The organism is Nocardia sp. NPDC051570, from assembly GCF_044454005.1.
Classification (GTDB): Bacteria; Actinomycetota; Actinomycetes; order Mycobacteriales; family Mycobacteriaceae; genus Nocardia.
On sequence record NZ_JBITDI010000001.1, the window covers coordinates 703,538 to 724,539 of the forward strand.

General features: G+C 67.5%; 19 protein-coding genes. 10 read left to right on the forward strand and 9 right to left on the reverse strand.

Annotated features, from left to right (window positions below):
- Positions 1–24 precede the first annotated feature (24 nt).
- Positions 25–777 (reverse strand): IclR family transcriptional regulator, encoded by a 753-nt coding sequence (locus tag ACIA76_RS03190; RefSeq protein ID WP_397147792.1) that lies wholly within the window; start codon positions 775–777, stop codon positions 25–27.
- Between the two features lie 105 nt (positions 778–882).
- Between ACIA76_RS03190 and ACIA76_RS03195 the strand changes: the two genes are divergently transcribed.
- Genes ACIA76_RS03195 through ACIA76_RS03205 form a run of 3 tightly spaced genes read left to right on the forward strand, consistent with a single transcriptional unit; the run spans position 883 to position 3,782 of the window.
- A complete protein-coding gene (locus ACIA76_RS03195) occupies positions 883–1,851 on the forward strand; it encodes an alpha/beta hydrolase fold domain-containing protein (protein ID WP_397147794.1) in 969 nt (322 codons plus the stop codon).
- Positions 1,852–1,874: 23 nt separating this feature from the next.
- A complete protein-coding gene (locus ACIA76_RS03200) occupies positions 1,875–2,675 on the forward strand; it encodes an IclR family transcriptional regulator C-terminal domain-containing protein (protein WP_397147796.1) in 801 nt (266 codons plus the stop codon).
- Between the two features lie 21 nt (positions 2,676–2,696).
- Positions 2,697–3,782, forward strand: a complete 1,086-nt coding sequence (locus ACIA76_RS03205) for a DUF4185 domain-containing protein (RefSeq protein ID WP_397147798.1) — start codon at positions 2,697–2,699, stop codon at positions 3,780–3,782.
- Positions 3,783–3,784: 2 nt separating this feature from the next.
- Here the strand turns inward: ACIA76_RS03205 and ACIA76_RS03210 are convergent, their stop codons facing one another.
- The 3 genes from ACIA76_RS03210 to ACIA76_RS03220 are packed head-to-tail and all read right to left on the reverse strand — an operon-like array spanning position 3,785 to position 6,854.
- Positions 3,785–4,591 (reverse strand): carbohydrate ABC transporter permease, encoded by an 807-nt coding sequence (locus ACIA76_RS03210; protein WP_397147994.1) that lies wholly within the window; start codon positions 4,589–4,591, stop codon positions 3,785–3,787.
- A gap of 47 nt (positions 4,592–4,638) precedes the next feature.
- Positions 4,639–5,523, reverse strand: a complete 885-nt coding sequence (locus ACIA76_RS03215; RefSeq protein WP_397147996.1) for a carbohydrate ABC transporter permease — start codon at positions 5,521–5,523, stop codon at positions 4,639–4,641.
- Positions 5,524–5,546: 23 nt separating this feature from the next.
- Positions 5,547–6,854, reverse strand: a complete 1,308-nt coding sequence (locus tag ACIA76_RS03220; RefSeq protein ID WP_397147800.1) for an ABC transporter substrate-binding protein — start codon at positions 6,852–6,854, stop codon at positions 5,547–5,549.
- A gap of 177 nt (positions 6,855–7,031) precedes the next feature.
- On the opposite strand from ACIA76_RS03220, the gene ACIA76_RS03225 reads away from it, so the two are divergent.
- Both ACIA76_RS03225 and ACIA76_RS03230 read left to right on the forward strand, forming a co-directional pair.
- The gene (locus ACIA76_RS03225; protein WP_397147802.1) at positions 7,032–7,631 is read left to right on the forward strand and encodes an MspA family porin; all 600 of its coding nucleotides are present in this window, start codon (positions 7,032–7,034) and stop codon (positions 7,629–7,631) included.
- An 11-nt stretch (positions 7,632–7,642) separates the two neighbouring features.
- On the forward strand, positions 7,643–8,437 hold the full coding sequence (locus ACIA76_RS03230; RefSeq protein WP_397147804.1) for an MspA family porin: 795 nt from the start codon (positions 7,643–7,645) through the stop codon (positions 8,435–8,437).
- Here the strand turns inward: ACIA76_RS03230 and ACIA76_RS03235 are convergent.
- Genes ACIA76_RS03235 through kduI form a run of 3 tightly spaced genes read right to left on the reverse strand, consistent with a single transcriptional unit; the run spans position 8,424 to position 10,764 of the window.
- Complete coding sequence (locus ACIA76_RS03235; protein WP_397147806.1) at positions 8,424–9,191, reverse strand: IclR family transcriptional regulator; 768 nt, start codon at positions 9,189–9,191, stop codon at positions 8,424–8,426. The two genes, ACIA76_RS03230 and ACIA76_RS03235, sit on opposite strands and share 14 nt — an antisense overlap.
- Positions 9,188–9,949 carry an SDR family oxidoreductase gene (locus tag ACIA76_RS03240; RefSeq protein WP_397147808.1) on the reverse strand — a complete coding sequence of 254 codons (762 nt, stop codon included), beginning with the start codon at positions 9,947–9,949 and terminating at the stop codon, positions 9,188–9,190. The genes ACIA76_RS03235 and ACIA76_RS03240 overlap by 4 nt, the downstream gene beginning before the upstream one ends.
- Positions 9,946–10,764, reverse strand: a complete 819-nt coding sequence (kduI, locus tag ACIA76_RS03245) for a 5-dehydro-4-deoxy-D-glucuronate isomerase (RefSeq protein WP_397147810.1) — start codon at positions 10,762–10,764, stop codon at positions 9,946–9,948. The genes ACIA76_RS03240 and kduI overlap by 4 nt, the downstream gene beginning before the upstream one ends.
- A gap of 127 nt (positions 10,765–10,891) precedes the next feature.
- Between kduI and ACIA76_RS03250 the strand changes: the two genes are divergently transcribed.
- The 5 genes from ACIA76_RS03250 to ACIA76_RS03270 are packed head-to-tail and all read left to right on the forward strand — an operon-like array spanning position 10,892 to position 17,672.
- Positions 10,892–12,196, forward strand: a complete 1,305-nt coding sequence (locus tag ACIA76_RS03250) for an ABC transporter substrate-binding protein (protein WP_397147813.1) — start codon at positions 10,892–10,894, stop codon at positions 12,194–12,196.
- Complete coding sequence (locus ACIA76_RS03255) at positions 12,193–13,062, forward strand: carbohydrate ABC transporter permease (protein ID WP_397147815.1); 870 nt, start codon at positions 12,193–12,195, stop codon at positions 13,060–13,062. The genes ACIA76_RS03250 and ACIA76_RS03255 overlap by 4 nt, the downstream gene beginning before the upstream one ends.
- Positions 13,059–13,907 carry a carbohydrate ABC transporter permease gene (locus tag ACIA76_RS03260; RefSeq protein ID WP_397147817.1) on the forward strand — a complete coding sequence of 283 codons (849 nt, stop codon included), beginning with the start codon at positions 13,059–13,061 and terminating at the stop codon, positions 13,905–13,907. Before ACIA76_RS03255 ends, ACIA76_RS03260 begins: the two co-directional genes overlap by 4 nt.
- Complete coding sequence (locus ACIA76_RS03265) at positions 13,904–16,582, forward strand: hypothetical protein (RefSeq protein WP_397147819.1); 2,679 nt, start codon at positions 13,904–13,906, stop codon at positions 16,580–16,582. Before ACIA76_RS03260 ends, ACIA76_RS03265 begins: the two co-directional genes overlap by 4 nt.
- Positions 16,569–17,672, forward strand: a complete 1,104-nt coding sequence (locus tag ACIA76_RS03270; RefSeq protein ID WP_397147821.1) for a glycoside hydrolase family 88 protein — start codon at positions 16,569–16,571, stop codon at positions 17,670–17,672. Before ACIA76_RS03265 ends, ACIA76_RS03270 begins: the two co-directional genes overlap by 14 nt.
- Here the strand turns inward: ACIA76_RS03270 and ACIA76_RS03275 are convergent.
- Positions 17,643–19,682 carry a M3 family metallopeptidase gene (locus tag ACIA76_RS03275; protein ID WP_397147823.1) on the reverse strand — a complete coding sequence of 680 codons (2,040 nt, stop codon included), beginning with the start codon at positions 19,680–19,682 and terminating at the stop codon, positions 17,643–17,645. The genes ACIA76_RS03270 and ACIA76_RS03275 overlap by 30 nt on opposite strands.
- Before the next feature lie 10 nt (positions 19,683–19,692).
- Positions 19,693–20,931, reverse strand: a complete 1,239-nt coding sequence (locus ACIA76_RS03280; protein WP_397147825.1) for an FAD-dependent monooxygenase — start codon at positions 20,929–20,931, stop codon at positions 19,693–19,695.
- Positions 20,932–21,002 lie beyond the last annotated feature (71 nt).

Consider the following 21,002-nt stretch of genomic DNA (forward strand, 5'->3'; position numbering starts at 1 on the left):
CAAGCTTCCACTGAGTGGAAACCCTCAACGATCCAGGCAACGCGCGATCCCGGCGGCCGCCACCTGCAGCGCCGCCACCAGCCGCGGACGGTCCCGCTTCAGGCTCGGGACGACGATGCCCAGCGCCGCGATGACGCCCGCATCGGCGACCCGGATCGGGACGGCGACCGTACAGGCGCCCAGGCTCATCTCCTCGATGGCCTGCGCATAGCCGTCCTTGTCGATCCGGCGCAGCTCGTCGGCGAGCCGGCCCGGCTGCGTGATGGTGTACGGGGTGATGCGGGTCAGGTTCGCCAGGACCTCCGCCCTGATCTCCTCGGGGGCGTAGGCGAGCAACACCTTGCCGACGCCCGTGGCGTGCAAGGGCAATCGAGTGCCGATCTGGCTGAGGATCGGCACGGACGCATGTCCGGACAGCCGATCGAGGTAGAGCGCCTTCGTGCCGTCGCGGACGGCGAGGTGCACGGTGGCCAGGGTCGCCCCGTAGATATCGTGCAGGAACGGCGAGGCCACGAGCCGCAGATCGGATTGGACCGGGGCGAGCAGGCCGAGATCCCACATCCGCTGGCCGATCTCGTAGTCGCCGTCGGCGCGGCGGGTCAGCGCTCCCCAGGCGACCAACTCCCCGACCAGTCGATAGGTCGTCGCCACCGGTAGCCCGGCGCGACGCGACAGGGCGCTGAGGGTGAGGCGCCGATGTTCGGTGTCGAAGGCGCCCAGCAGTGCGAGCACTCTCGACGCCACGCTCGCCCCGGGTTTCGATACATTCCCGGCCATCGTCACCTCTGCACACTGGTTGACATCCCACTATGGCGAACCACACAATGATGCGCAATTCTGAACGTGTGTTCGTATATCGAACATCTCCACATCGAGGGTCACATGATCACTTCCCGATACGGCGGCTCCCGGGCCGCGGCCGCCGTCCGGGTAGCCGGTGCGATCACTGCCCTGATCTGCGTCGTCGGCCTCGGCGCGAATACCCCGACCGCCGCCGCGCGGCCGTCATCCGCGGCCGAGGTGCACCGCGGGCTGGTCTATACCGCGGCGGACCGGTCTCCCCTGGAACTCGACCTGTATCTCCCGGCCGGTTCCGCGCCACGGCCGCTGGTGATCTATCTCCATGGCGGCGGCTTCGTCATCGGCGATCGGACCAACGGCGGAATGCCGTTGCCCTGGGGGACGATAGACGGCACCGCGCGGGAGCTGACCGATCGCGGCTATGCGGTCGCCACCGTGGACTACGCCTTGGCTCCCGAACATCCTTGGCCCGCACCACTGTTCACCGTCAAGGCGGCGGTGCGATGGCTGCGCGCGAATGCGGACCGGTATCGAATCGATCCGAACAGGTTTGCCGCATGGGGTGATTCGGCGGGCGGATACTTCGCCAGCATGCTGGGCACGACCGGCGGCGTCGCGGAACTCGAAGGCGAGGACGGCAATCCGGCGATGTCGAGCCGGGTGCAGGCGGTCGCCGACTGGTTCGGACCCTCCGACATCTCGACGATGCAGGCCCAAACCACCCTCGGCCTGCCTCACGATGCGGGTTCCCCGGAACAGCAGTACCTCGGATGCGCGCCGTCGACCTGCCCGGAACGGGCTCGCGCCGCGAGTCCGATCGCCTATATCGACCGCGACGATCCACCGTTTCTCATCCAGCACGGCGCCCTGGACCATATCGTGCCGTTCGGTCAGAGCGTCGAATTGCGCGATGCCCTGAACCGGGCCGGGGTGCCGACCGAATTCCACGGCTACGGCGACACCGATCACGAATTCCTCGGCCTCGCCGATCCCCGCGCCATCAAGAAGGCCTTCTTCGATTTCCTGGACAGGTCGCTCGGACACCGCTGACGCTGCCATTACGCTGTGTGATCATGACCGAGCCGTCGTCGTCCGACTATGTCCAATCCCTGGCCCGCGGGCTCGCGGTCATCAAGGCCTTCGATGCGGACAATCGCCGGCAAACGCTCAGCGATGTCGCCCGGCGCACGGATCTGACCCGGGCCACCGCGCGCCGATTCCTGCTGACCCTGGTCGAACTCGGTTACGTCCGCACCGACGGCTCGCTGTTCTGGCTCAGTCCGCAGGTGCTGGAATTGGGATACAGCTATCTGTCCAGTATCTCGCTGCCCGAAGTGGCCACGCCGCATCTGGAACTGTTGTCGCAGCAGGTATCCGAATCCTCCTCGGTCTCGGTCCTCGACGGTGACGATATCGTCTACATCGCCCGCGTCGCCGTGAGCCGAATCATGACGGTTTCCATCAGTATCGGCACGCGGTTTCCCGCCCACGCCACCTCGATGGGCCGTGTGCTGCTCGCCGGATTGCCCGGCGACGAACTCGACGACTATCTGCGCCGGGCGCGGTTCACCCAGATGACCGATCGCACCATCCACACCCCCGATGCCCTGCGCGCCGAACTCGACCGCGTGCGGCGCGACGGCTTCTGCGTGGTCGATCAGGAGTTGGAGCTGGGCCTGCGATCGATGGCGGCCCCGATCCTGGACGCCGGTGGTTCCGTCCTTGCGGCCGTGAACATTTCGACACCCGCCGCCCGCTATTCGATGACCGAGGTGCACGACCGGCTGGTCCCCGCCGTGCGGGCCGCCGCCGACGCGATCGCCGCGGACCTGCGCCGTAGCCGGGCGATGGCCGGAGCCGAGAATCGAAAGTGATTGTGGCGCATACTGTGGTGCATGGCACAGAACGGAATCTATCTGTGTGACAACACGGGCGATTCGGCGAGCGGGTTCGGACTCGGTTCGGGGGACTTGTGCATCCCCTTCCAGCAACCCGACGGCACCTGGGGGTATGTATTCGGGGACTGCTTCGTGGGACAGGAGGCCACCGGTGTGTACATCGGGAGTCCGGTCATGGTGTCCCAGCAGACCTTCGACGGCTCCGGCGCCACACCGATCGGCTTCACGGGGTCACAGCCGCAACCGACATGCGCTCAGCTGTTCACCTATCTCCACAAGGCGGACAACGGTTTCGGCTATGAGGTCAGTCGAATTCCCAATGATGCGATCACGCTGACCGTCGGCGGGCAGAGCCGGATGTTCATCCAGTACACCTCGGTCAACAAGTGGGTGACCCCGCCGGGCAGCGCCACCGACGGCTCACTGATGGCGGGGGTGGCCTATTCCGACGACGGCGGTTCGACCTGGCAGGACTTCGATTATCACTGGCCCGGCAGCGCGCAGGGCAACAACGGCAGCCTGGACATGATGTGGTCGTTCGCCGGGGTCGATCCGGACGGGAAGCTCTACGTCTTCGCCAAGGCCTGGAACGGCAGCCACTTCTACACCGCCGACGCCGGGCGAATTCAGCTGTTCCGCTACGACCCCGTCGACTTCTTCAACGGCCGCATGCAGACCCGGGAGAACTGGACGTTCACCGGCGGTGCGTGGCAGTGGGCGTCCGCCGGTGCGGCCGCGCCCTCCTCGATCTTCGGTCCGGGCAACAACATCGGTGAGTTCTCGGTCAAGCGCATCGCGGACACCTATGTCATGAGCTACTTCGACGTATCGGATTCCAGCATCCGCACGCGCACGGCCCCGCGCCCCGATGCGGTGTGGTCGGCTCCGCGGCGACAGGTGGTGGGTAACCAAATGTGGCCGCCGTCGCACTGGTTCGTGCCGCAGCTGACCGATCTGTACGGCGGTTACATCCATCCCGGCAGCCCGTCCACCAGCACCATGACGCTGATCATCAGCGCGTGGAACGGCGTCCCGGGCCACCGGCCCTATACCGCGACCCAATGGAGCGACTTGTCGGTCTAGGGTCAGCGCCCCGCGAGTCCGGCGGTGGCGATCCCGCGGACGAAGGCCTTCTGCGCGAAGGCGTAGACGAGCACCATCGGCGCCAGCATGAGGATCGACGCGGCCATGAGCACCGGCCACTGCGAGGTGTACTGACCCTGCATCCACACCAGGCCGAGATTGAGGGTGGAGATGCTGGCGCGCTGGATCATCACCAGCGGCCACAGGAAATCGTTCCACACCGTCACCCACGTGAGGACAGCGAGCACCACGACGGCCGGGCGGGCATGCGGAAGCACCACGCGCCAATAGGTTTGCCACACCGAGCAGCCGTCGAGAATGGCCGCCTCCTCCAATTCGACCGGCAGCGTGAGGAAGAACTGCCGCATCAGATAGGTGCCGAAGGCGCTGCCGAACAAGCCGGGCACGATCATCGCCAGCGGGCTGTCCACCCAGCCGAAGGTTCGCATGAGGATGAACTGCGGAATCACGGTGACCGTCAGGGGCACCATCAACGTGCCGAGATAGGCGAGAAACAGGGTGTCGCGACCCTTGAACGGCAAGCGCGCGAACGCGTATCCGGCCAGGGAGCAGAAGAATACCTGCCCGGCGGTGACGCATCCGGCGTAGAGGACGGTGTTGAGGAACATCCTCCCGAACGGCACATAGTCGAAGACCAACCGATAGTTCGACCATTGCGGATGGGCGGGCACGAGCGCATTGTTCAGTTGCCCTTGCCTTTTCAGCGATCCGGACAAGGCCCACAGCAGCGGGAACAGCGCACACCACGCCATGACCACCAGCACGACGTAGATCAACAGTCCGCGCATACCGCGCCGGGTGATCGCCCGCCGCGTGCGCGCGGACAGGCGCGCGGTCATTGTTCCCCCCTGCGCCCCATCCGCAACTGCAGATAGGTGAGCAGCAGCAGAATCGCGAACAACACCCATGCCAGGGCCGACGCATAGCCGAGATCGTCGAATTGGAATGCGTTCTGGAACAGCATGATGCCGAAGATGTAGGTGCCCGATTCCGGTCCACCCGCGCCGCCCGGCGGCCCACCGGTGAGCACATAGGCCTGATCGAAGGCCTGGAAGGAATTGATGATCGAGATGACGAGAACGAAGCCCAGCGCGGGTTTGATCAGCGGCACCGTGATCGAGGTGAATCGCCGGAAACCGCCCGCGCCATCGATCCGCGCCGCCTCGAGCAATTCCTCCGGTACGCCCTGCATCGCGGCCAGCAGGACCACGGTGGCGAACGGCACGCTCTTCCAGACGCTGACCATGCACAGCGAGGCGAGCGCCCAATGCGGATCGATCAGCCACGGCACCGGCCCGATACCGAACCAGCCCAGCACGGTATTGAAGACGCCGGTATCGGCATCGAGCATGTAATGCCACACCACCGCCATCGCCGCGACCGAGGAGACCAGCGGAAGGAACATGACGCTGCGGAAGAAGCCGATCCCCTTGACCTTCGCATTCAGGGCGGCGGCAACCGCGAGAGCGATGACCACCGTCGGCACCAGGGTGGCGATCGTGAAGATCACCGTATTGAGCAGTGCCACAGAGAACAACGGATCACCGGTGAACAGCTTGCGGTAGTTCGCCGCTCCCACGAAGGTCGGACTGTGGAACAGATCCCACTGGTGAAAGCTCAGATACAACGAGAAGGCCAGCGGAATCAGCATGAATACCAGCACCGCGAGCAGATTCGGCACGATGAACATCCGGCTCGCCGCCGCCCTCTTGCGGGTCAGCGCGGACTCCCGCCGAGGCGCGTTCATACCGACCCCCCGAGCAGAGCATTGATCCGATCGGTCACCTCACCCTTGAAGTAGCCGGCCGGCGCCGCGCCGCGCAGCACCCGGTCGCATGCGCGATGATAGGCGTCGTCGACCCGGGCCCAGGTCGGTGTCACGGGGATGTAGTTGGAATTGCGGGGCCCGCCGGTCAGTACCTCGAGATTGCGAATCCGGCTGTGGGACTTCGCGAAGTCGGGGGAATTCAGCACGGATTTCAGGACCGGGACGAACAGGCCCGAGGCCGCGACGGCCTGCTGTCCGACTGGACCGGTCGCGAACTTCACGAACTCCCAGGCCAATTCCTTCCTCGGGCTGGACGCCGCGATGCCCAGGCCGGTCGTGCCGATATCGGATTTCGCACCGTGACCGCGCGGGCCGACCGGCAACACGGTGATATCGAAATCCAGATCGGGAATCGACAGCATCGCGGTATACTGCCAGTGCCCGGTCAGTACCATCGCGGCCTTGCCCTGGGAGAACAGCTCGATCGACGGCAGCGCCTCGGAGTCGTTGGACCGCGGCGAAACCTTGTGGCGCACCGACAGATCCGCGTAGAACTGGAATCCCTCGATGAACTCGTCGCCGTCGATATTCGTCCGCTTCGGATCGATCGGCGGGGTGAACCACTGGCCGCCGTTGTTCATTCCGAAGATCGCCGCCGAATACCGCGGCACCGGCCAGGCGTCGACGAATCCCCACTGGGTGGTCTTTCCCGAGCTGTCCCGCTCGGTCAATGCCTGTGCCGCCGCGAGGAATTCGCCGAAGGTCCACGCGTCCTCCCAGCGCGCCGGTGGTGGCGCGACACCGGCCCGCTCGAACAGTGTCTTGTTGTAGTACAGGAAGATTCCCGCCCACTGCTCGGGCAGGGCGTACTGTCCACCCTGGTAGTGGAACAGCTCGTAGAGGGCCGGTTCCCCGTCGCCGCGCAACTGGTTCGCGTAGGCGGGCTCCTTGTCGAGCATGACATTCAGATCCTGCAGCACGCCCAGTTCGGCGAAGCGCGAATACGACTCCCACTGCATCAGCACATCGGGGCATTTGCCGCCGGCGCAGTAGGTCATGATCTGCTGATTCGGATCCGGGCCCGACATCTGGACTTCGATCTTGATATCCGGATGCAGGCGGCCGAACGCCTCGATGATCCCCAGCCGCACCCGTGCCTCGTCGGGGGCGGCCTGGAAGAAGAACGTCAGCGCGTCGGCGTCGCCGCCGCAGCCGGCCAGCGCGGGCACGGCCATCGAGGCGCCGGCGACGACCGCGCCACGTAACAGCGCCCGCCGGTTCATCGTCGGCCTCCCAAAAGCGTTGAGAAGACTGGTCATTCACGATAGCCTGATCGGCACCACGATGCGGCCGGATTCCAGCTGTCGGCCGACACACCGCCGATTCACAGCTGCCGTTCACATTCATGGCTCAACGTAGTCATGTTTTGCCGGTGCTTATATTGGAAGGGTTCGACGACGTTGGTTTCCAGAGCTGGGGGATGGCTCGCCGGGGCAGGGGGCGTACTCGCCGTACTGACCCTCGGGTCCGCCGTGGCACAGGCCGATACCGTGGCACCGCTGCCCGATGGGCGCGAGGCGCTGACAACAGCCACGGGGGTGCAGGTGGATCTGACCCGGACCGGGGAGCAGGCGGTGATCGCCCCGTCGCTGGCCGGTAACGGCATGTCGCGCACCGCGAGTGTGTCGGGGACGATCTTCGCCAAGGTGGACAACGCCACCAAGGGCACGCTGGTGACCGGATATCTGGTCGGCTGTCAGGTCGATCTGAGCGGCGGGCTCTCGCTGAGCGGCGATATGTACGTCTCGCCGAGTGCGCTGACTCCCGAACTCGCGCCCAGCATCAATCTGGTTCCGGGCGGGGTGTCGACGGTGGCCCTGGACACCAAACAGCTCGATCCTGCGGCCAGGGCGGTCGGCATCGGATACGCCGACCGCGGCATCCAGATCTCCGGCTGCGGCGGCTACGCCCAGGCGCGCGCGTTCACCACCTTGACGGTGATCAATGCGCAGGGTTCGGCCGAGGTGACCCTGTACGGCCAGCCGTTCAGCGTCGGGTGAGAAGGAATATGATGCGCAATTCGATAGTCCTCGCCGTCGCGATGCTCGGCTGCCTGCCCGCGATCCTGACCGGCGGCGCTGCGGCGAGCGCCGATACACAGGTGCCGCTGCCGGGCGGCGAGGGGCAGTTCACCGCGCCCGACGGCGTCCTCGTCCACGTGGCTCGCACCGGGGAGCAGGCCACGATCTCGGGTTCGATGGCGGCCAGTCCGCTGTCGCGCAATGCCATGGTATCCGGCGTCACCTCGGTGAATATCACGACGCCGCAAGGCATTACGGTCACCGGCGGCCGCATCGAGACCGGCTATCTGGTGGGCTGCCAGGTCGATCTCGGCAGCAAGGTGACCGTCGAGGGCAGCGGCGACGCGGCGGATCAGACGAATACTCCCGGCGCCGCCGCGCCCAGCGGCGACCAGACCCCGGCCCCCGGAGCCGCCGCCGGTAACAGCGGAGGTGGGGGCGGTGGCGGGGCTGCGGGCGGCAACTCCACCGGCGGTGGGGGCGGCGGCAACGGGCTCAGCGTCGGCACCGGCGACCTCGGCGTGGGTATCGCGCCCTCGGGCGTCACGCCGTACTCCGATCCCAACATGTCGTTGACGCTGAAGCCGGGCAAGGTGGCCACCAAGGCGATCCAGACCTACCCGTTCACCGGCACGTCCGGGGTGACACAGTACGTGAACCACACCCTGACGATCGACGGATGCGCCGGGGATGCCGAGGCCCGCTCGTACACCACGGTTCTGGTGCAGGACAACGTGATGGACGTATCGCAGACCCTCTGGGGCAAGCCGTTCAGTCTCGGCTGAGCGGCCGCGGCAGCCCGAGCGCGTGGGAGGCCTCGCGGGCGGCGGCCATGAGCGGCGGCACGGTCGCACGGACCTTGGCGCGATCCAGATCGAAGGTCAGCGCGGAGACACTGATGCCGCCGATCGGGACGCCGTGATGGTCGAGCACCGGCGCCCCGAGGCAGCGGGTGTGCTCCTCGTTCTCCGCGTCGTCGACGGCATAGCCACGCTCGGCCACCTCGGCGAGATGGGCGATCAGCAGATCCGGATCGGTGATGGTCCTGGCCGTCATGGCGATCGGAGGTTTGCGCGATAAGATCTCGCGCACCTCCGAGCGCGGCAGCCGGGCCAGGATCACCTTGCCGATCGCGGTGCAGTGCAACGGAATCGACAGCCCCACCCGCGACCGCATGGCGTAGACGCGGTCACCCTCGAGCTTGTCGACGTACACCGCCTCATCGCCCGATCGCAGCGCGAAGTGCACGGTGTGGCCGGTCTCCGAACAGAGCCGATGCAGCAGCGGACGCACGATCTGGGTGATGGCCGCCGACTGCCCGGCCAGCGACAGCAGCCGCACACCCGGCAGATATCGATGTTCGGAATCGACGCGGACCCAACCCAATTCGGCCAGCTCCCGCAGGATCCGGTGCACGGTCGAGGTCGACAGCCCGGTGCTGCGGCCGATCTCGCTGACGCCGCGGCAGCTCGGCAGCGCCTCGAGCACCAGCATCACCTTGGCCACGGCGCCGGGCCGCGGACGCGCGGGTCCACTCACCGAGCCAGCCATCCCCCATCCACCACCAGCACATGTCCGTGCAGATAGGCCGCCGCGGGCGAGCACAGGAAGACCACCGCACCGGCGATATCGGCGGGTGAGCCCCAGCGGCCCGCCGGAATGCGTTCGGTGATGGCGCGATCGCGTGCGGGATCGGCCCGCAGCGCCGCGGTGTTGTCGGTGACGATGTATCCGGGCGCGATCGCGTTCACGCCGACACCGGCCGACGCCCATTCCGTGGCAAGGGATTTGGTGAGTCCGGCGAGGGCATGTTTGCTCGCGGTATAGGAGGCGACGTTGACACCGCCCTGGAACGACAGCAGCGAGGCGATGTTCACGATCCTGCCAGCGCGGCGCTCCAGCATCCGTGCGCCGAAACAGCGCGCCAGGACGAAGGCCGAATCCAGATCGACCCGCAGCACCCGACGCCAGTCCGATAGCGAAATGCCCACGGCCGCACCACGGCTGATGATGCCGGCGTTGTTGACCAGCAGATCGATCCGCTGTTCGGCGGCCAGCGCGGTGGCCGTGACCTCGACCTCGTCGGGATCGGTGAGATCGCCTGCCACCGTGCCGCATTCGCGGCCCAGTGCGCGAATCTGCTCGGCCACGGGTTCCAGTCCCTCGATATCGCGGCCCCACAACACCAGATCCGCGCCCGCGGCGGCCAGCGCGAGCGCCGCCGCACGGCCGATACCCGTGCGGGCGCCGGTGACCAGGGCGCGCTGCCCGTCCAGCCGGAACGGATCGGCGGTCACGACAGTGATTCCGTCGACACGGGATCCATATCGTTGTAGGCGAGATTCTCACCGGCCGTGGACCAGACGAAGCGATACGGAGCGGTGCCCGCGCCGGTGTGCACCGACCACGGCGGGCTGATCACGGCCTGCCGGTCGGCGACGATGATGCTGCGGGTCCGGGCCGGTTGCCCACACAGATGCACCACCCGCTCCGCCTGGTCGAGGCCGAAGTACAGGTAGATCTCGGTGCGGCGGTCGTGGGTGTGGCACGGCATGGTGTTCCAGACGCTGCCCGGTGCCAGGGTGGTGATGCCGAGCGCCAGCTCACAGGAGCGAACACCCTTGTCGTGCACATACTTCCGCAGGGTGCGCAGGCTGGCCTTGTCCGGGTCGCCGATGGTCAGGGTCTCGGCGTCGGCGCGGGTGACCAGTGTGGTGGGCAGCGGCGCGTGGGCGGGGGCGGACACGATGTAGAAGGTCGCCTCACCCTGTACGGCAACGGATTTCGTGCCCTGACCCACGTACACGATGCTCTCGGCCTCGACCGGATGGGCAGTGCCGTCCGCGATCACCGAACCGATGCCCTCGAGGCAGACGATGCCGAGTTCGCGCCGGTCGCAGAGGTTCTCGGCGCTGAGCTCGCGGGGCGCGGCGAGTGAGAGGATGCCGCCCGCTGGCATCGCGCCGCCCACGAGCAGCCGGTCGTGATGCGAGAGCGTGAAGCGCACCGCGCCCGCGGCAAACAGATCGGTGATCAGGAACCGCGCCCGCAGCTCCTCCGGCGACAGCGTCGCCATCTCGGTGGGACTGGTGGCGTAGCGAATGTCGGTCATAGACATCTTCTCTCGTTCCCGTCAGGCGGGAAACCCTTTCCCTCACGTAGGACGTGGGAGGAGTATGCCGAACCAAGCACATCAGCGGCAAGGGCGTGACCCGCCGCACAATGCAGGAGTGGTTCGCATGCGGATCAAGGCACGAACAATCGGATGCGTCGTCGCGGCGATCATGGCGCTGACCGCATGCGCCCCGGGGGTCCAGCAATCGGGCAGCAGCCCGTCCGGCCCGGTCACCGTGGACTTCAATGCCTTCCGGGGCAGACATATGACCTACCTGTACTTCACCGACGGTCCGGATCTGGATGCCACCAAGACGGCCATCGCCACGTTCGAACAGGCCACCGGGGCCTCGGTCGACCTGCAGGTGGTGCCTTACGCACAGCTGAATACCGCGCTGCAGGCCCGGATCGCCTCGGGCACCGCCCCCGAGGTGGCGCGCGTACAGGACTGGCATCTCTACGCCGGTGAGTTATTGGATTTCACGAACTACTTCGGCAAGTCCTATCTCGACGAATTCACCGACGGCGTGCAGGCGACGGTGCGGGATAAGGACGGGCATATGTACGGCGTGCCGAGCGATCAGACCATCAACGGCCCGTTCGTGAATGTCGACGCCTTCGCCAAGGCCGGTGTGCCGGTGCCGGATTCGACCACGACGTGGACCTGGCAGCAGTTCATCGATACCGCGACCACGGTGGCGCGGGCCAATGCGATGAGATCGGCGCTGACCATCGACGTCTCGGGTAATCGGCTGAGCACCATCCTGAGCCAGTACGGCACCAACCTCATCGGGCCCGACGGCACCACCGGATTGGATCAGGCCAAGGGCGAGCAGGCGCTGGGCATGTTCGACGGGCTGCTGCAATCGGGAAAGGTGGACAAGGATTTCTGGCTCGGCGCGGGCACCAACTACCGCGGCGGCAATGATCCGTTCCTCGCCGGGCAGGCGCCGGTGTATCTGTCCGGGCCCTGGCAGGTGGGGGCGTTCGCGAAATCCGCGCCGTTCCGCTGGGCGGCCGTGCCGAATCCGTGCGCGGCGCGGTGTGGCGGTTTCCCGGGCGGCAAGGCGATGGTGGCCTTCTCCCACAGCAAGGAGCCGACCCTGGGCGCGGCATTCACGCAGTGGATGAATCGCACCGAGAATCAGCGCGAGATCGATCTGAGGTCCTCCTGGCTGCCGACCCGAAAGGATCTGGTGGCCTCTGGAATTCGGTATCCGGCGCACGCGTCGGATATGAATCTGTTCATCTCGCAGATCGGGCTCACCCCACCGGCCGATTTCACCGATGAGGCCAGCCCCGCCTACACCGGCGCCGCGAACGCGCTGATCAAGGAGTTCGCCAAGGTCGTTGCCGGACAGGAGAGCGTCGCCGACTGCGTCCGCACGCTGCGCGCGCAGATCGACGGGATCATCAAGGCCACGAAATGAGACGCCGGCGCACGTGGGCTCCCTATCTGTTCCTGCTGCCCAATATGGTGCTGTTCGGGCTGTTCACCCTCTGGCCCGCGATCAACGGCTTCGATCTGAGCTTCTACGACAGCAATAACGGCCTGGTCTTCCACGCGGTCGGCACGGGTAACTACGAGCGGATCCTGACCAGCGCGGAGTTCTGGACCATCGCGCGCCAAACACTGGTATTCGTCCTCGGATTCGTCGTCGTGAGTACCGTACTCGCGATCGCGCTGGCCCTGCTGCTCGATAAACAGCGGTGGGGCCGTGGGGCTTTGAGCGCGGCCTACTTCCTGCCGGTCGTGGTGTCACCGGTGGTGGTCGGCCTGATCTGGAATGCCGCGCTGAATCGGCAGACGGGCCTGGTGAATTCGGTGGCAGGCGCGATCGGCCTCGGACATCCGGGGTGGCTGGCCGATCCGGATCTGGCGCTGGTATCGGTGATCGGAGTCGGGGTGTGGATTCATCTCGGGTTCTACACCATGATCATGCTCGCGGGCCTGCAGGCCATCGACGGGTCGATGTACGAGGCGGCCGCCATCGACGGCGCCGGAACCTGGCAGAGGATCCGGCATATGACGCTACCGCTGTTGCGCCCCACCACATTCGCGGTCGTCACGCTGGCCACCATCGCCGGATTCCAGGCCTTCGATTTCATCTACACGCTGACCGGCGGCGGACCGGCCGGAGCCTCGACCCTGATCGTGCAGTACATCTACCAGAACGGCTTCAGCTCACCCATCAGCTACGGCGTGGCCAGCGCGTCGGCGGTGATCCTGTTCCTGGTGGTCTTCGCGGTCACCTTCCTCAACTACGTCGCCGGCCGCCGCCGGGAGTCGATATGACCGCCGCCTGGACCTCGATCACCGGGCGGACGCCCGCGGTGGGCTCGGTGGTCCGGACCGGCGTGCTGGTATTCGGTGCGATCGTCGTTGTCGCGCCGCTGATCTGGGCGGCGCTGTCGTCGTTCAAGACACCGGCGGAGCTGGCCGCGCAGCCGCCGACGCTGTTTCCGCGCCATCCCACGTTCGACAACTACACCACCGGGCTGGCGGCGTTCGACTTCCCGCGCTATCTGGCCAACAGCGTGATCGTCACGGCCGCGGCGACCGCACTGACGCTGCTGGTGAATTCGATGGCCGCCTATGCCCTCGCGAAGTACAACTTCCGGGGCCGGGATCTGCTGTTCCTGATCACGTTGTCCACCATCATGATTCCGCTGCAGGTGATCCTGCTGCCGGTGTATCAGGTGGTGTCCTCGCTGGGGATGACCAATTCGCTACTCGGCCTGATCATTCCGCCCGCGGCCACCCCGACGGGGGTATTCCTGTTGCGGCAGTACATGTTGACGCTGCCCGACGAGACGATCGAGGCCGCGCGGATCGACGGCGCCGGGGAGTTCACCATCTTCTGGCGGATCGTACTGCCGCTGTGCCGTCCGGCGCTGGCGGTGCTGGCCATCTTCTCGGTCATCTGGCGCTGGAACGACTTCCTGTGGCCGTTGATCGTGGCCCAGGACGAGTCGAAACAGACGCTGCCCGTGGCGATCGCGCGCTTCTCCGGACAGCAGGCCATTCCGTTCGATCAGATCCTCGCGGTATCGGTGGTGTCCATCGCGCCCGTCATCGTGATCTTCCTGATCCTGCAGCGGCAGATCATCTCCGGCCTCGTGAGAGGAGCCATCAGGTGAACGACCCCTTCCCCCTCGGCGAGCGCACCGTACATACCCTCGACCGGCGCGGCTACGTCCGCGATTGGCTCACCGCACCGGCGTGGTCGACCCCGTGTACGGATCTGGATCGGATTCTCGAGGCGACCGGCAGCCCGTGGGGCCCTCGGGGGCGCTGGATGCTGACCAATGGTCCCGATGTCGCGCCGCTGAAAAGCCGCCTGTATCACCATCATCCACTCCTGCTCGACCAGGAGTTGCCGCCGGTGCTGGAGGGTGCGGCGTTCGCCTGGCGACTCGATGCGCGCGACGATCCGCGCGAGGGGGTCTGGCAGCGCAGGCACACCGGAACCGATGGACTGCTGGATTGGAGCGAATTCTGCTTCACGCCGGAGTATCGCCACGCCGTCGCCGCCACCGTGCTGGAGACCGATCAAGCCGAATATCGGACCCTGGAGATCGGCTGCACCGGACCGATCGCGGTGTTCATCGACGGCGAATTGGCCTTCCTGGCTGAGGATTTCACCTACATGGAACCGGATGACCGGCCGCTGCGGGTGCGGTTGCGTTCCGGGTCGACCGTGGTGCACCTGATCACCTGGCAGGTCGCCTTCCGCGAATGCCGCCACGTCGCCCGCCTGCGCGTCGGCGGACTGCCGGTGCGGGTGGTGATCCCCTCCCCCGGCGCGGACGAATACCGTTCGGCGGCAGCGGAATACCTGCTGGACTCGGTGGGCCTCACACCGTGGGCGGGCGACGGGACGGTCACCGTGACCGGACCCGTCGGCGCGAGATATCTCCTCGGCGCCGAGGGCCATCCGGATCGACCGGTGGTCCTGACCGACGGCACGGCCCGGATCACGCTGCCCGGCGCGCCCGGCGCCGCCGGGGCCGCCTCGATGCTCTCGACCGGGGAAACCGTGCTGACGATACGCGTGGACGATCCCGCCGCCCCGGTGCTGCGGCAGCTGCGCGCGGCGCGCATCCCCGCGGTGCACCGAGCCGGACCCGACGGCTCCGACGCCGCGACCTGGCGGACCGAACTGCTGCGCCATGCGGCCGCCGGAGTTCCCGGCATCGCCCGCGCCCTCGCCCGCCACGCCCTGAATCCGGCGACGAAACTCGCCGACCACGACCTCACACCAGCCCTGCGCATGATCGAATCGCGGTCGGACTGCGCGGATTTCGAGGCCGTCGGGCTGGTTCACCTGTGGCGGCGGCTCGACGACCGGGTCTGGTCCCCGGACCAGCGAGACCGGGCCCGCCGGGCGCTGCTCGGGTTCAAGTACTGGATCGATCAGCCCGGCCTCGACGCCATGTGCTACTTCACCGAGAACCACCAATTCGTCTGGCACACAGCCGAAACACTGGTCGGCGAGCTGTTCGCGGATGATGCGTTCACCAATACCGGGTGGACCGGACGCGAACACGCCGAGCACGGTGTGGGCCTGGCCCGGGAATGGATGGGGCGCAAGCTATCCGGCGGATTCAGCGAATTCGACTCCAACGCCTACCTCGCCATCGATGCGCTCGCCCTGATCTCCTGGCTCGAATTCGGATCCGACGATCGATCCCGGGAGCTGGCCGAAGCCCTGCTGGACAAGGCATTACTGACCCTGGCCTGCAACTCCTGGCACGGCGTGCACGGCGCCGCGCACGGCCGCTCCTATGTGCCCACACTGCGCTCCTCCCGCTTCGAGGAGACCGCACCCCTGATGTGGATGCTCTGGGGTGCGGGGGCTTTGAACGCGGCCGTGCTGCCCGCGACCGCGCTGGCCACCGCCCGGCACTACCGCATGCCCGCACTGATCCGCGCCGTCGCCACCGAACTGCCCGAGCACTGGGAGGGACGGCAGGTGTATCGCGGCGGCTATCGCCCGCATCACGATCTGCTGGACCGGCCCTACGGCTCCGATCTGCGGGTGTGGCGCACCCCCGACGCCATGCTGTCCAGCGTGCAGGATTACCGGTCGGGCCTGCCCGGACTGCAGGAGCATGTGTGGGGCGCGACGCTGGCGCCCGAGGTGCAGGTGTTCGCGACCCATCCCGCCGCCGACAGCACCTCCTCGGCGGCGCGGCCCAATGCCTGGGCGGGACACCGGGTCCTGCCGCGCGTCCATCAGCATCGGGACACCGTGCTGGCCCTGCACCGCATCCCCGAATCCGACTGGTTCGGCGGAACACATCTATGGTTCCCGACTCCCCGGATGGCCGAATGGGTGACCCGGGGGTCGTGGCTGGCCGGGCGGGTGGGCGACGGATTCGTCGCGGTCGCGGCCGCGGGCGGATTCCGGATGCTGACGACCGGCGATGAGGCGCGACAGACCTGGCTGCCCCTCGGCGACGGACAGGCCTATGTCGCCACGGTCGGGCGCGCGGCGGCCGACGGCTCGTTCGAGGACTTCGTCACCGCCCTGTCCGAGCCGATGTTCGCGCCGGGCTCGGTCTCGTGGCGGACCCGCGACGGGCGCGACCTCGCCCTGGCCTGGCCGGGCGCGTTCACCGTAAACGGTTCGGCCGCACCGGATCTCGGGAATGATCCACCGCATCTGGACAATCCGGCGATGCGGGTGCCGTTCGGCGCGGAGCGGCTCGACGCGCAGTGGCACGGGCACCGGTTGGTGCTCGATCTCGCCCACGGCCGCCGCCTCCACCCAGCCAGTGCGGTCACGGGCGGCCCCGATGTCGGGCGCTGATCTCACCTCCGCGCGGTATGCGCGGGCCCCGCTGCCGCCGCTGGCCGATCTGTCGGCGGCGCGCCTGATCGAGATCGGCGAACGGTTATGTGCCCGAGCCTGGGCGGCGGGCCTGCCGTCCTGGTTCTGGGGCGAGGGCGTATGCCTGCTGGGCATGCTGCGATTCGCGCGGGCCCGCCGCGCGCCGTGCCCCGACCGGATCGTGACGTGGCTGCGGCGGCGGTACGCGGCCGGGATCAGCGTCACGCATGTCAACAACCTGGCGCCGGGCATCGTGGCGCTGCTCGCGGCCGCCGAGTATCCGGAATTGGCGGCCCCGGCCACCGAACTCGGCCGGTGGTTGCACGAATCAGCCTCGGCCACACGGTCTTCCAACGGCGCGCTGGAGCATTGGCCCGGAAGCGTGTGGGCGGACACCACATTCATGGCCGGGGTCTTCCTCGGACATCTCGGTGAGTATCGGCGCGATCGGAATCTGGTCGCGCTGTTCGGCGAACAGCTACTGGCCCATGCCGAGACGCTGCAGGATCCCGGCACCGGCCTGTTCGCGCACGGCTCACATCGCGGCGAGACGATCTGGAACTACTGGGGTCGAGCCAATGCCTGGTGCGCGCTGAGCGCGGTCGAGTATCTCGAACTGGCCGCGCGCGCAACCGTCGATACGGATCCGAGCCAAGTGCGCCGAATCAGTGAATCATTGACCCGGCAGCTGTCCGCCCTGATCGCACTGCAGCCCGCACACGGTGTCTGGAGTGTGCTCGTCGACGAGCAGCCCGAGAACGCGGGAATCCTGGAGACCTCCGCGGCGGCGGGGATCGGCGCGGCCCTGCTGCGGGCCGCGGCGGTAATCCCCGGCCGCCGAACGGATTTCATGACCGCGGGCCTGCGGGCGGTGGCGGGAGCGCTCGGCTATGTCGATCCCGCGGGGACGCTGACCAGGGTCAGCGCCGGCACCGTCCTGCAGCTGGTTCCGTTCGGCTACAGCGTCATTCGCGATGATCGCCTGCAGCCGTGGGGCCAGGGCCTGGCCCTGCACGCGGTGGCCGCCGCGCTCGAGGCGTCAGTCGGCCAGTCCGCGGCGGGCCAGTAGCGGCTCGATCCGCGGCGCCCGGCCACGGAAGGCTTCGAAGGCCGCGAGAGGATCCACCGCGCCGCCCCGCGACAGCAGTTCGCGACGGAAGGTCTCGCCCTTCTCACGGATCGTCGCGGTCCCGTCGTCGAACCAGTCGACCGTATCCGCGTCCAGCACCTCACTCCAGATATAGGAGTAGTAGCCCGCCGCATAACCGCCGGAGATGATGTGCTGGAAGTAGCCCGTCCGGTAGCGCGGCGGAATGGCCGCCATCGCCAGACCCGCCGTGCGCAACGCCTGCTCCTCGAAGGCCTCGGCGTCCACCCCGCTCAGGGTCCGCGCATCGGGCACGCGATGCCAGGCCCAATCCAGCAGCGCCGCGGCGAGAGCCTCGACGGTCCGGAAGCCCTCACCGAAACGGGTGGCCGCGGTCATCCGCTCGACCAGCTCGGCGGACATCGGCGCACCGGTCTCGATATGCCTGGCGTAGTTGGGCAATACCCGCGGGTGGATCATCCACATCTCGTTCACCTGCGACGGGAATTCCACGAAGTCCCGCGGCACCTCGGTCCCCGCGAAGATCGGGAACCGCACATCCGAGAACAACCCGTGCAGCGCATGTCCGAACTCGTGGAACAGCGTGCGGACGTTGTCCCAGGTGAGCAGGGCCGGTTCGCCGGTGGGCGGCTTCACGATATTGAGGTTGTTGACCACGACCGGGAGTGTCCCGCGCAGCCGGGACTGGCTGACCAATTCGTCCATCCAGGCCCCGCCGCGTTTCGACGGCCGGGCGAAGAAATCGCCGAGGAACAGGCCCAGCTCCTCGCCGTTCGCGTCGAATACCTCGAAGATCCGCACCTCCGGGTGATATCCGATCAGATCACCGCGCTCGCGAACGGTGATCCCGTAGACCTGTTCGGCGGCGAAGAACACCCCGTCGTGCAGCACGCGCTCGAGTTCGAAGTAGGGGCGCAGCGCCTCGGCGTCCACCGAGAACCGTTCGGCCCGAACCCTTTCCGACCAGAACTGCCAATCCCAGGAACGCAGTTCGTCGATATCGGAGGCGTCCGCGCGCATCGCCGCCGTCAGCTCGGCGGCCTCGCGCTCGGCATTGGCCACCGCGGGCCCGACCAGCCGACCCAGCATCTGTTCCACCGCATCGACGGTCTTGGCGGTCTGATCCTCCACCGCATACGCCGCATGGTCCGGATATCCGAGCAGCGCCGCCCGTTCGGCCCGCAGCGCGGCGATCCGCACGGCGACACGACTGTTCTCCCCCAGCCCGCGCCCGAGCGAGGCCGTCATCACCCGCCGCCGCGTATCCCGGTCCGCCAGTTCCGCGAGGACCGGTTGATTGGAGACGTTCTGCAGGCTCAGCGCCCATGACCCCGGATGGCCCAGCGACCGCGCATTCTCGGCCGCGGCGGCCAGCGCCGCCGGGGCGAGTCCGCTCAATTGCTCCGCCTTGTCCACGATCACCGTCGCGGCGTTGGTGTCGGCGAGTAGGTTGTGCGTGAATTCGGTTGCCGCCGTCGCCAATTCCGCGTTCAGCTCGCGGAGCCGACCCTGTCCGGCGTCGTCCAGCCGGGCGCCGGACCGCACGAACCGGATGTGGTACTGCTCGAGCAGCCGCAGCTCCTCGGCGTCCAACCCCAGGTCGTCGCGACGCCGATACAGCGATTCGATCCGGGCGAACAGATCGCGATCGAGGTAGACGGCGTCCCAGTGCGCGGCCAGCCGCGGGGAGATCTCCGCCTCGATCGCGTCGGTACCGGCGCTCGCATCGGAGGCGGTGGCATTGAAGAACACGCGCGACACCCGGGTCAGCAGGGCACCCGAAAGCTCCAGCGCCACCACCGTATCGGCGAAGGTGGCCGCATCGCCACCAGCGGTGATAGCGGCGATCTCCGACAGCTGCTCGGCCATGCCACGCTCGAACGCGGGCAGATAATGCTCCTCGGCGATCTCGGCGAACGGCGGCAGCTGATAGGGCAGCGTGCTGGGCTCGAAGAAGGGATTGCTCGTCATAGCCGAAACCCTATGCGGCATCTGGATAGTCCGGCAGCGGATACTCGCCCCGCTTACCGATCAGACGGGTGAGCAGGGCCCGCACCGGATGCAGCGGTCGCGAGACGAACACCCCCACCACGGCCAGCAGGAACGCGACCCCGCGCCGGGTTTCGGGATGACGCATCCGCACCGAGCCCTCGGTGCCCTTCTGCACCTCGGTCACCAGCGGCCGCAGCTGTTCCTCGTAGCGACCGAACGCGCGGGCGAAATCGGCTGGTGCGGCGGCGATTTCACCGGCGAGCAGGTAGGCGCCGATAAGTGCGAGCGCGGTGCCCATCCCGGTCATCGGCGACCCGCAGTAGGCGGCGTCGCCGAGCAGCGCCACCCGGCCCCGCGACCAGGACGGCATCCGGACCCGGGTCACCTCGTCGAAGTAGAAGTCGGGCGCCTCGGGCATGGCGTCCAGAATCGCCGGAATCACCCAGCCGTGCCCGGTCAGCCGATCGCGGATCAGCCGCTGCTGCGCCGCCACATCCCCGCGCAGTCGATCGTCGACCGGGATGCGGGTGGAGATGATCGCCATCGAGGTCGCCGGATCCATATCCGGGCGCAGCGCGACCACACTGCCCGGCACGGGATACACACCGACCCAACCGGTTTCCAGCGTCGTCCCCGGCGGGGTCGGGATGGTGAAGAACGTGATGTAGGCGCCGAGGTATTCGGTGAACCGCTCGCGTGGGCCGAAAACCCGCTCGCGCAGGGCCGAATTCAGGCCGTCCGCGCCGATCACCAGATCGAAGACGGCCGTGGCGCCGGAGGCGAAGCGCACCTTCACCGCCTCGGCACCCTGATCCAGCTCCTCGACCCATTCCCCGTAGCGGTAGTCCAGCGTGCCGGAATCCGCTGGGAGCGCCGCGATTTCGTCGAGCAACACCTGGTTGAGATCGCCGCGGGTGATCTCGATATCGGCCACGAACCCCTCGCCGCCGAACATCTCGGCGGGCATCCGAGCCCGCAGCCGGCCGCGCTCATCAATGAACACCATGCCGCGCTCATCGAGTTGACGTCGCCGGATGCCCGGCATCAGGCCCATCCGCTCGGCCACCTTGCGGCTGGGCCCGCGCAGATCGACCGCCTGACCGCCGGGCCGAGGCTCGGTGGCGCGTTCGACGACGGTGGTGTCGATCCCCGCGCGCAGCAGCTGCAACGCGACCGCGTTACCGGCAATCCCGCCGCCGCACACCAGAACCCGAATCGGTCGAGACATGGTGGACCCCTCCCGTGCGATTCCCTCGGAAAGGCCAGTGTTCCAGCGATCACCGCGACGGGACAACCCGA

What these genes read in the sequence shown, in the direction of transcription:
- ACIA76_RS03220 (WP_397147800.1), bottom strand. Translation starts at nt 6,854, where the DNA reads ATGAACCGGCGGGCGCTGTTACGTGGCGCGGTCGTCGCCGGCGCCTCG.
- ACIA76_RS03230 (WP_397147804.1), top strand. Translation starts at nt 7,643, where the DNA reads ATGCGCAATTCGATAGTCCTCGCCGTCGCGATGCTCGGCTGCCTGCCC.
- ACIA76_RS03200 (WP_397147796.1), top strand. Translation starts at nt 1,875, where the DNA reads ATGACCGAGCCGTCGTCGTCCGACTATGTCCAATCCCTGGCCCGCGGG.
- ACIA76_RS03280 (WP_397147825.1), bottom strand. Translation starts at nt 20,931, where the DNA reads ATGTCTCGACCGATTCGGGTTCTGGTGTGCGGCGGCGGGATTGCCGGT.
- ACIA76_RS03195 (WP_397147794.1), top strand. Translation starts at nt 883, where the DNA reads ATGATCACTTCCCGATACGGCGGCTCCCGGGCCGCGGCCGCCGTCCGG.
- kduI (WP_397147810.1), bottom strand. Translation starts at nt 10,764, where the DNA reads ATGACCGACATTCGCTACGCCACCAGTCCCACCGAGATGGCGACGCTG.
- ACIA76_RS03250 (WP_397147813.1), top strand. Translation starts at nt 10,892, where the DNA reads ATGCGGATCAAGGCACGAACAATCGGATGCGTCGTCGCGGCGATCATG.
- ACIA76_RS03205 (WP_397147798.1), top strand. Translation starts at nt 2,697, where the DNA reads ATGGCACAGAACGGAATCTATCTGTGTGACAACACGGGCGATTCGGCG.
- ACIA76_RS03275 (WP_397147823.1), bottom strand. Translation starts at nt 19,682, where the DNA reads ATGACGAGCAATCCCTTCTTCGAGCCCAGCACGCTGCCCTATCAGCTG.
- ACIA76_RS03255 (WP_397147815.1), top strand. Translation starts at nt 12,193, where the DNA reads ATGAGACGCCGGCGCACGTGGGCTCCCTATCTGTTCCTGCTGCCCAAT.
- ACIA76_RS03190 (WP_397147792.1), bottom strand. Translation starts at nt 777, where the DNA reads ATGGCCGGGAATGTATCGAAACCCGGGGCGAGCGTGGCGTCGAGAGTG.
- ACIA76_RS03270 (WP_397147821.1), top strand. Translation starts at nt 16,569, where the DNA reads ATGTCGGGCGCTGATCTCACCTCCGCGCGGTATGCGCGGGCCCCGCTG.
- ACIA76_RS03210 (WP_397147994.1), bottom strand. Translation starts at nt 4,591, where the DNA reads ATGCGCGGACTGTTGATCTACGTCGTGCTGGTGGTCATGGCGTGGTGT.
- ACIA76_RS03260 (WP_397147817.1), top strand. Translation starts at nt 13,059, where the DNA reads ATGACCGCCGCCTGGACCTCGATCACCGGGCGGACGCCCGCGGTGGGC.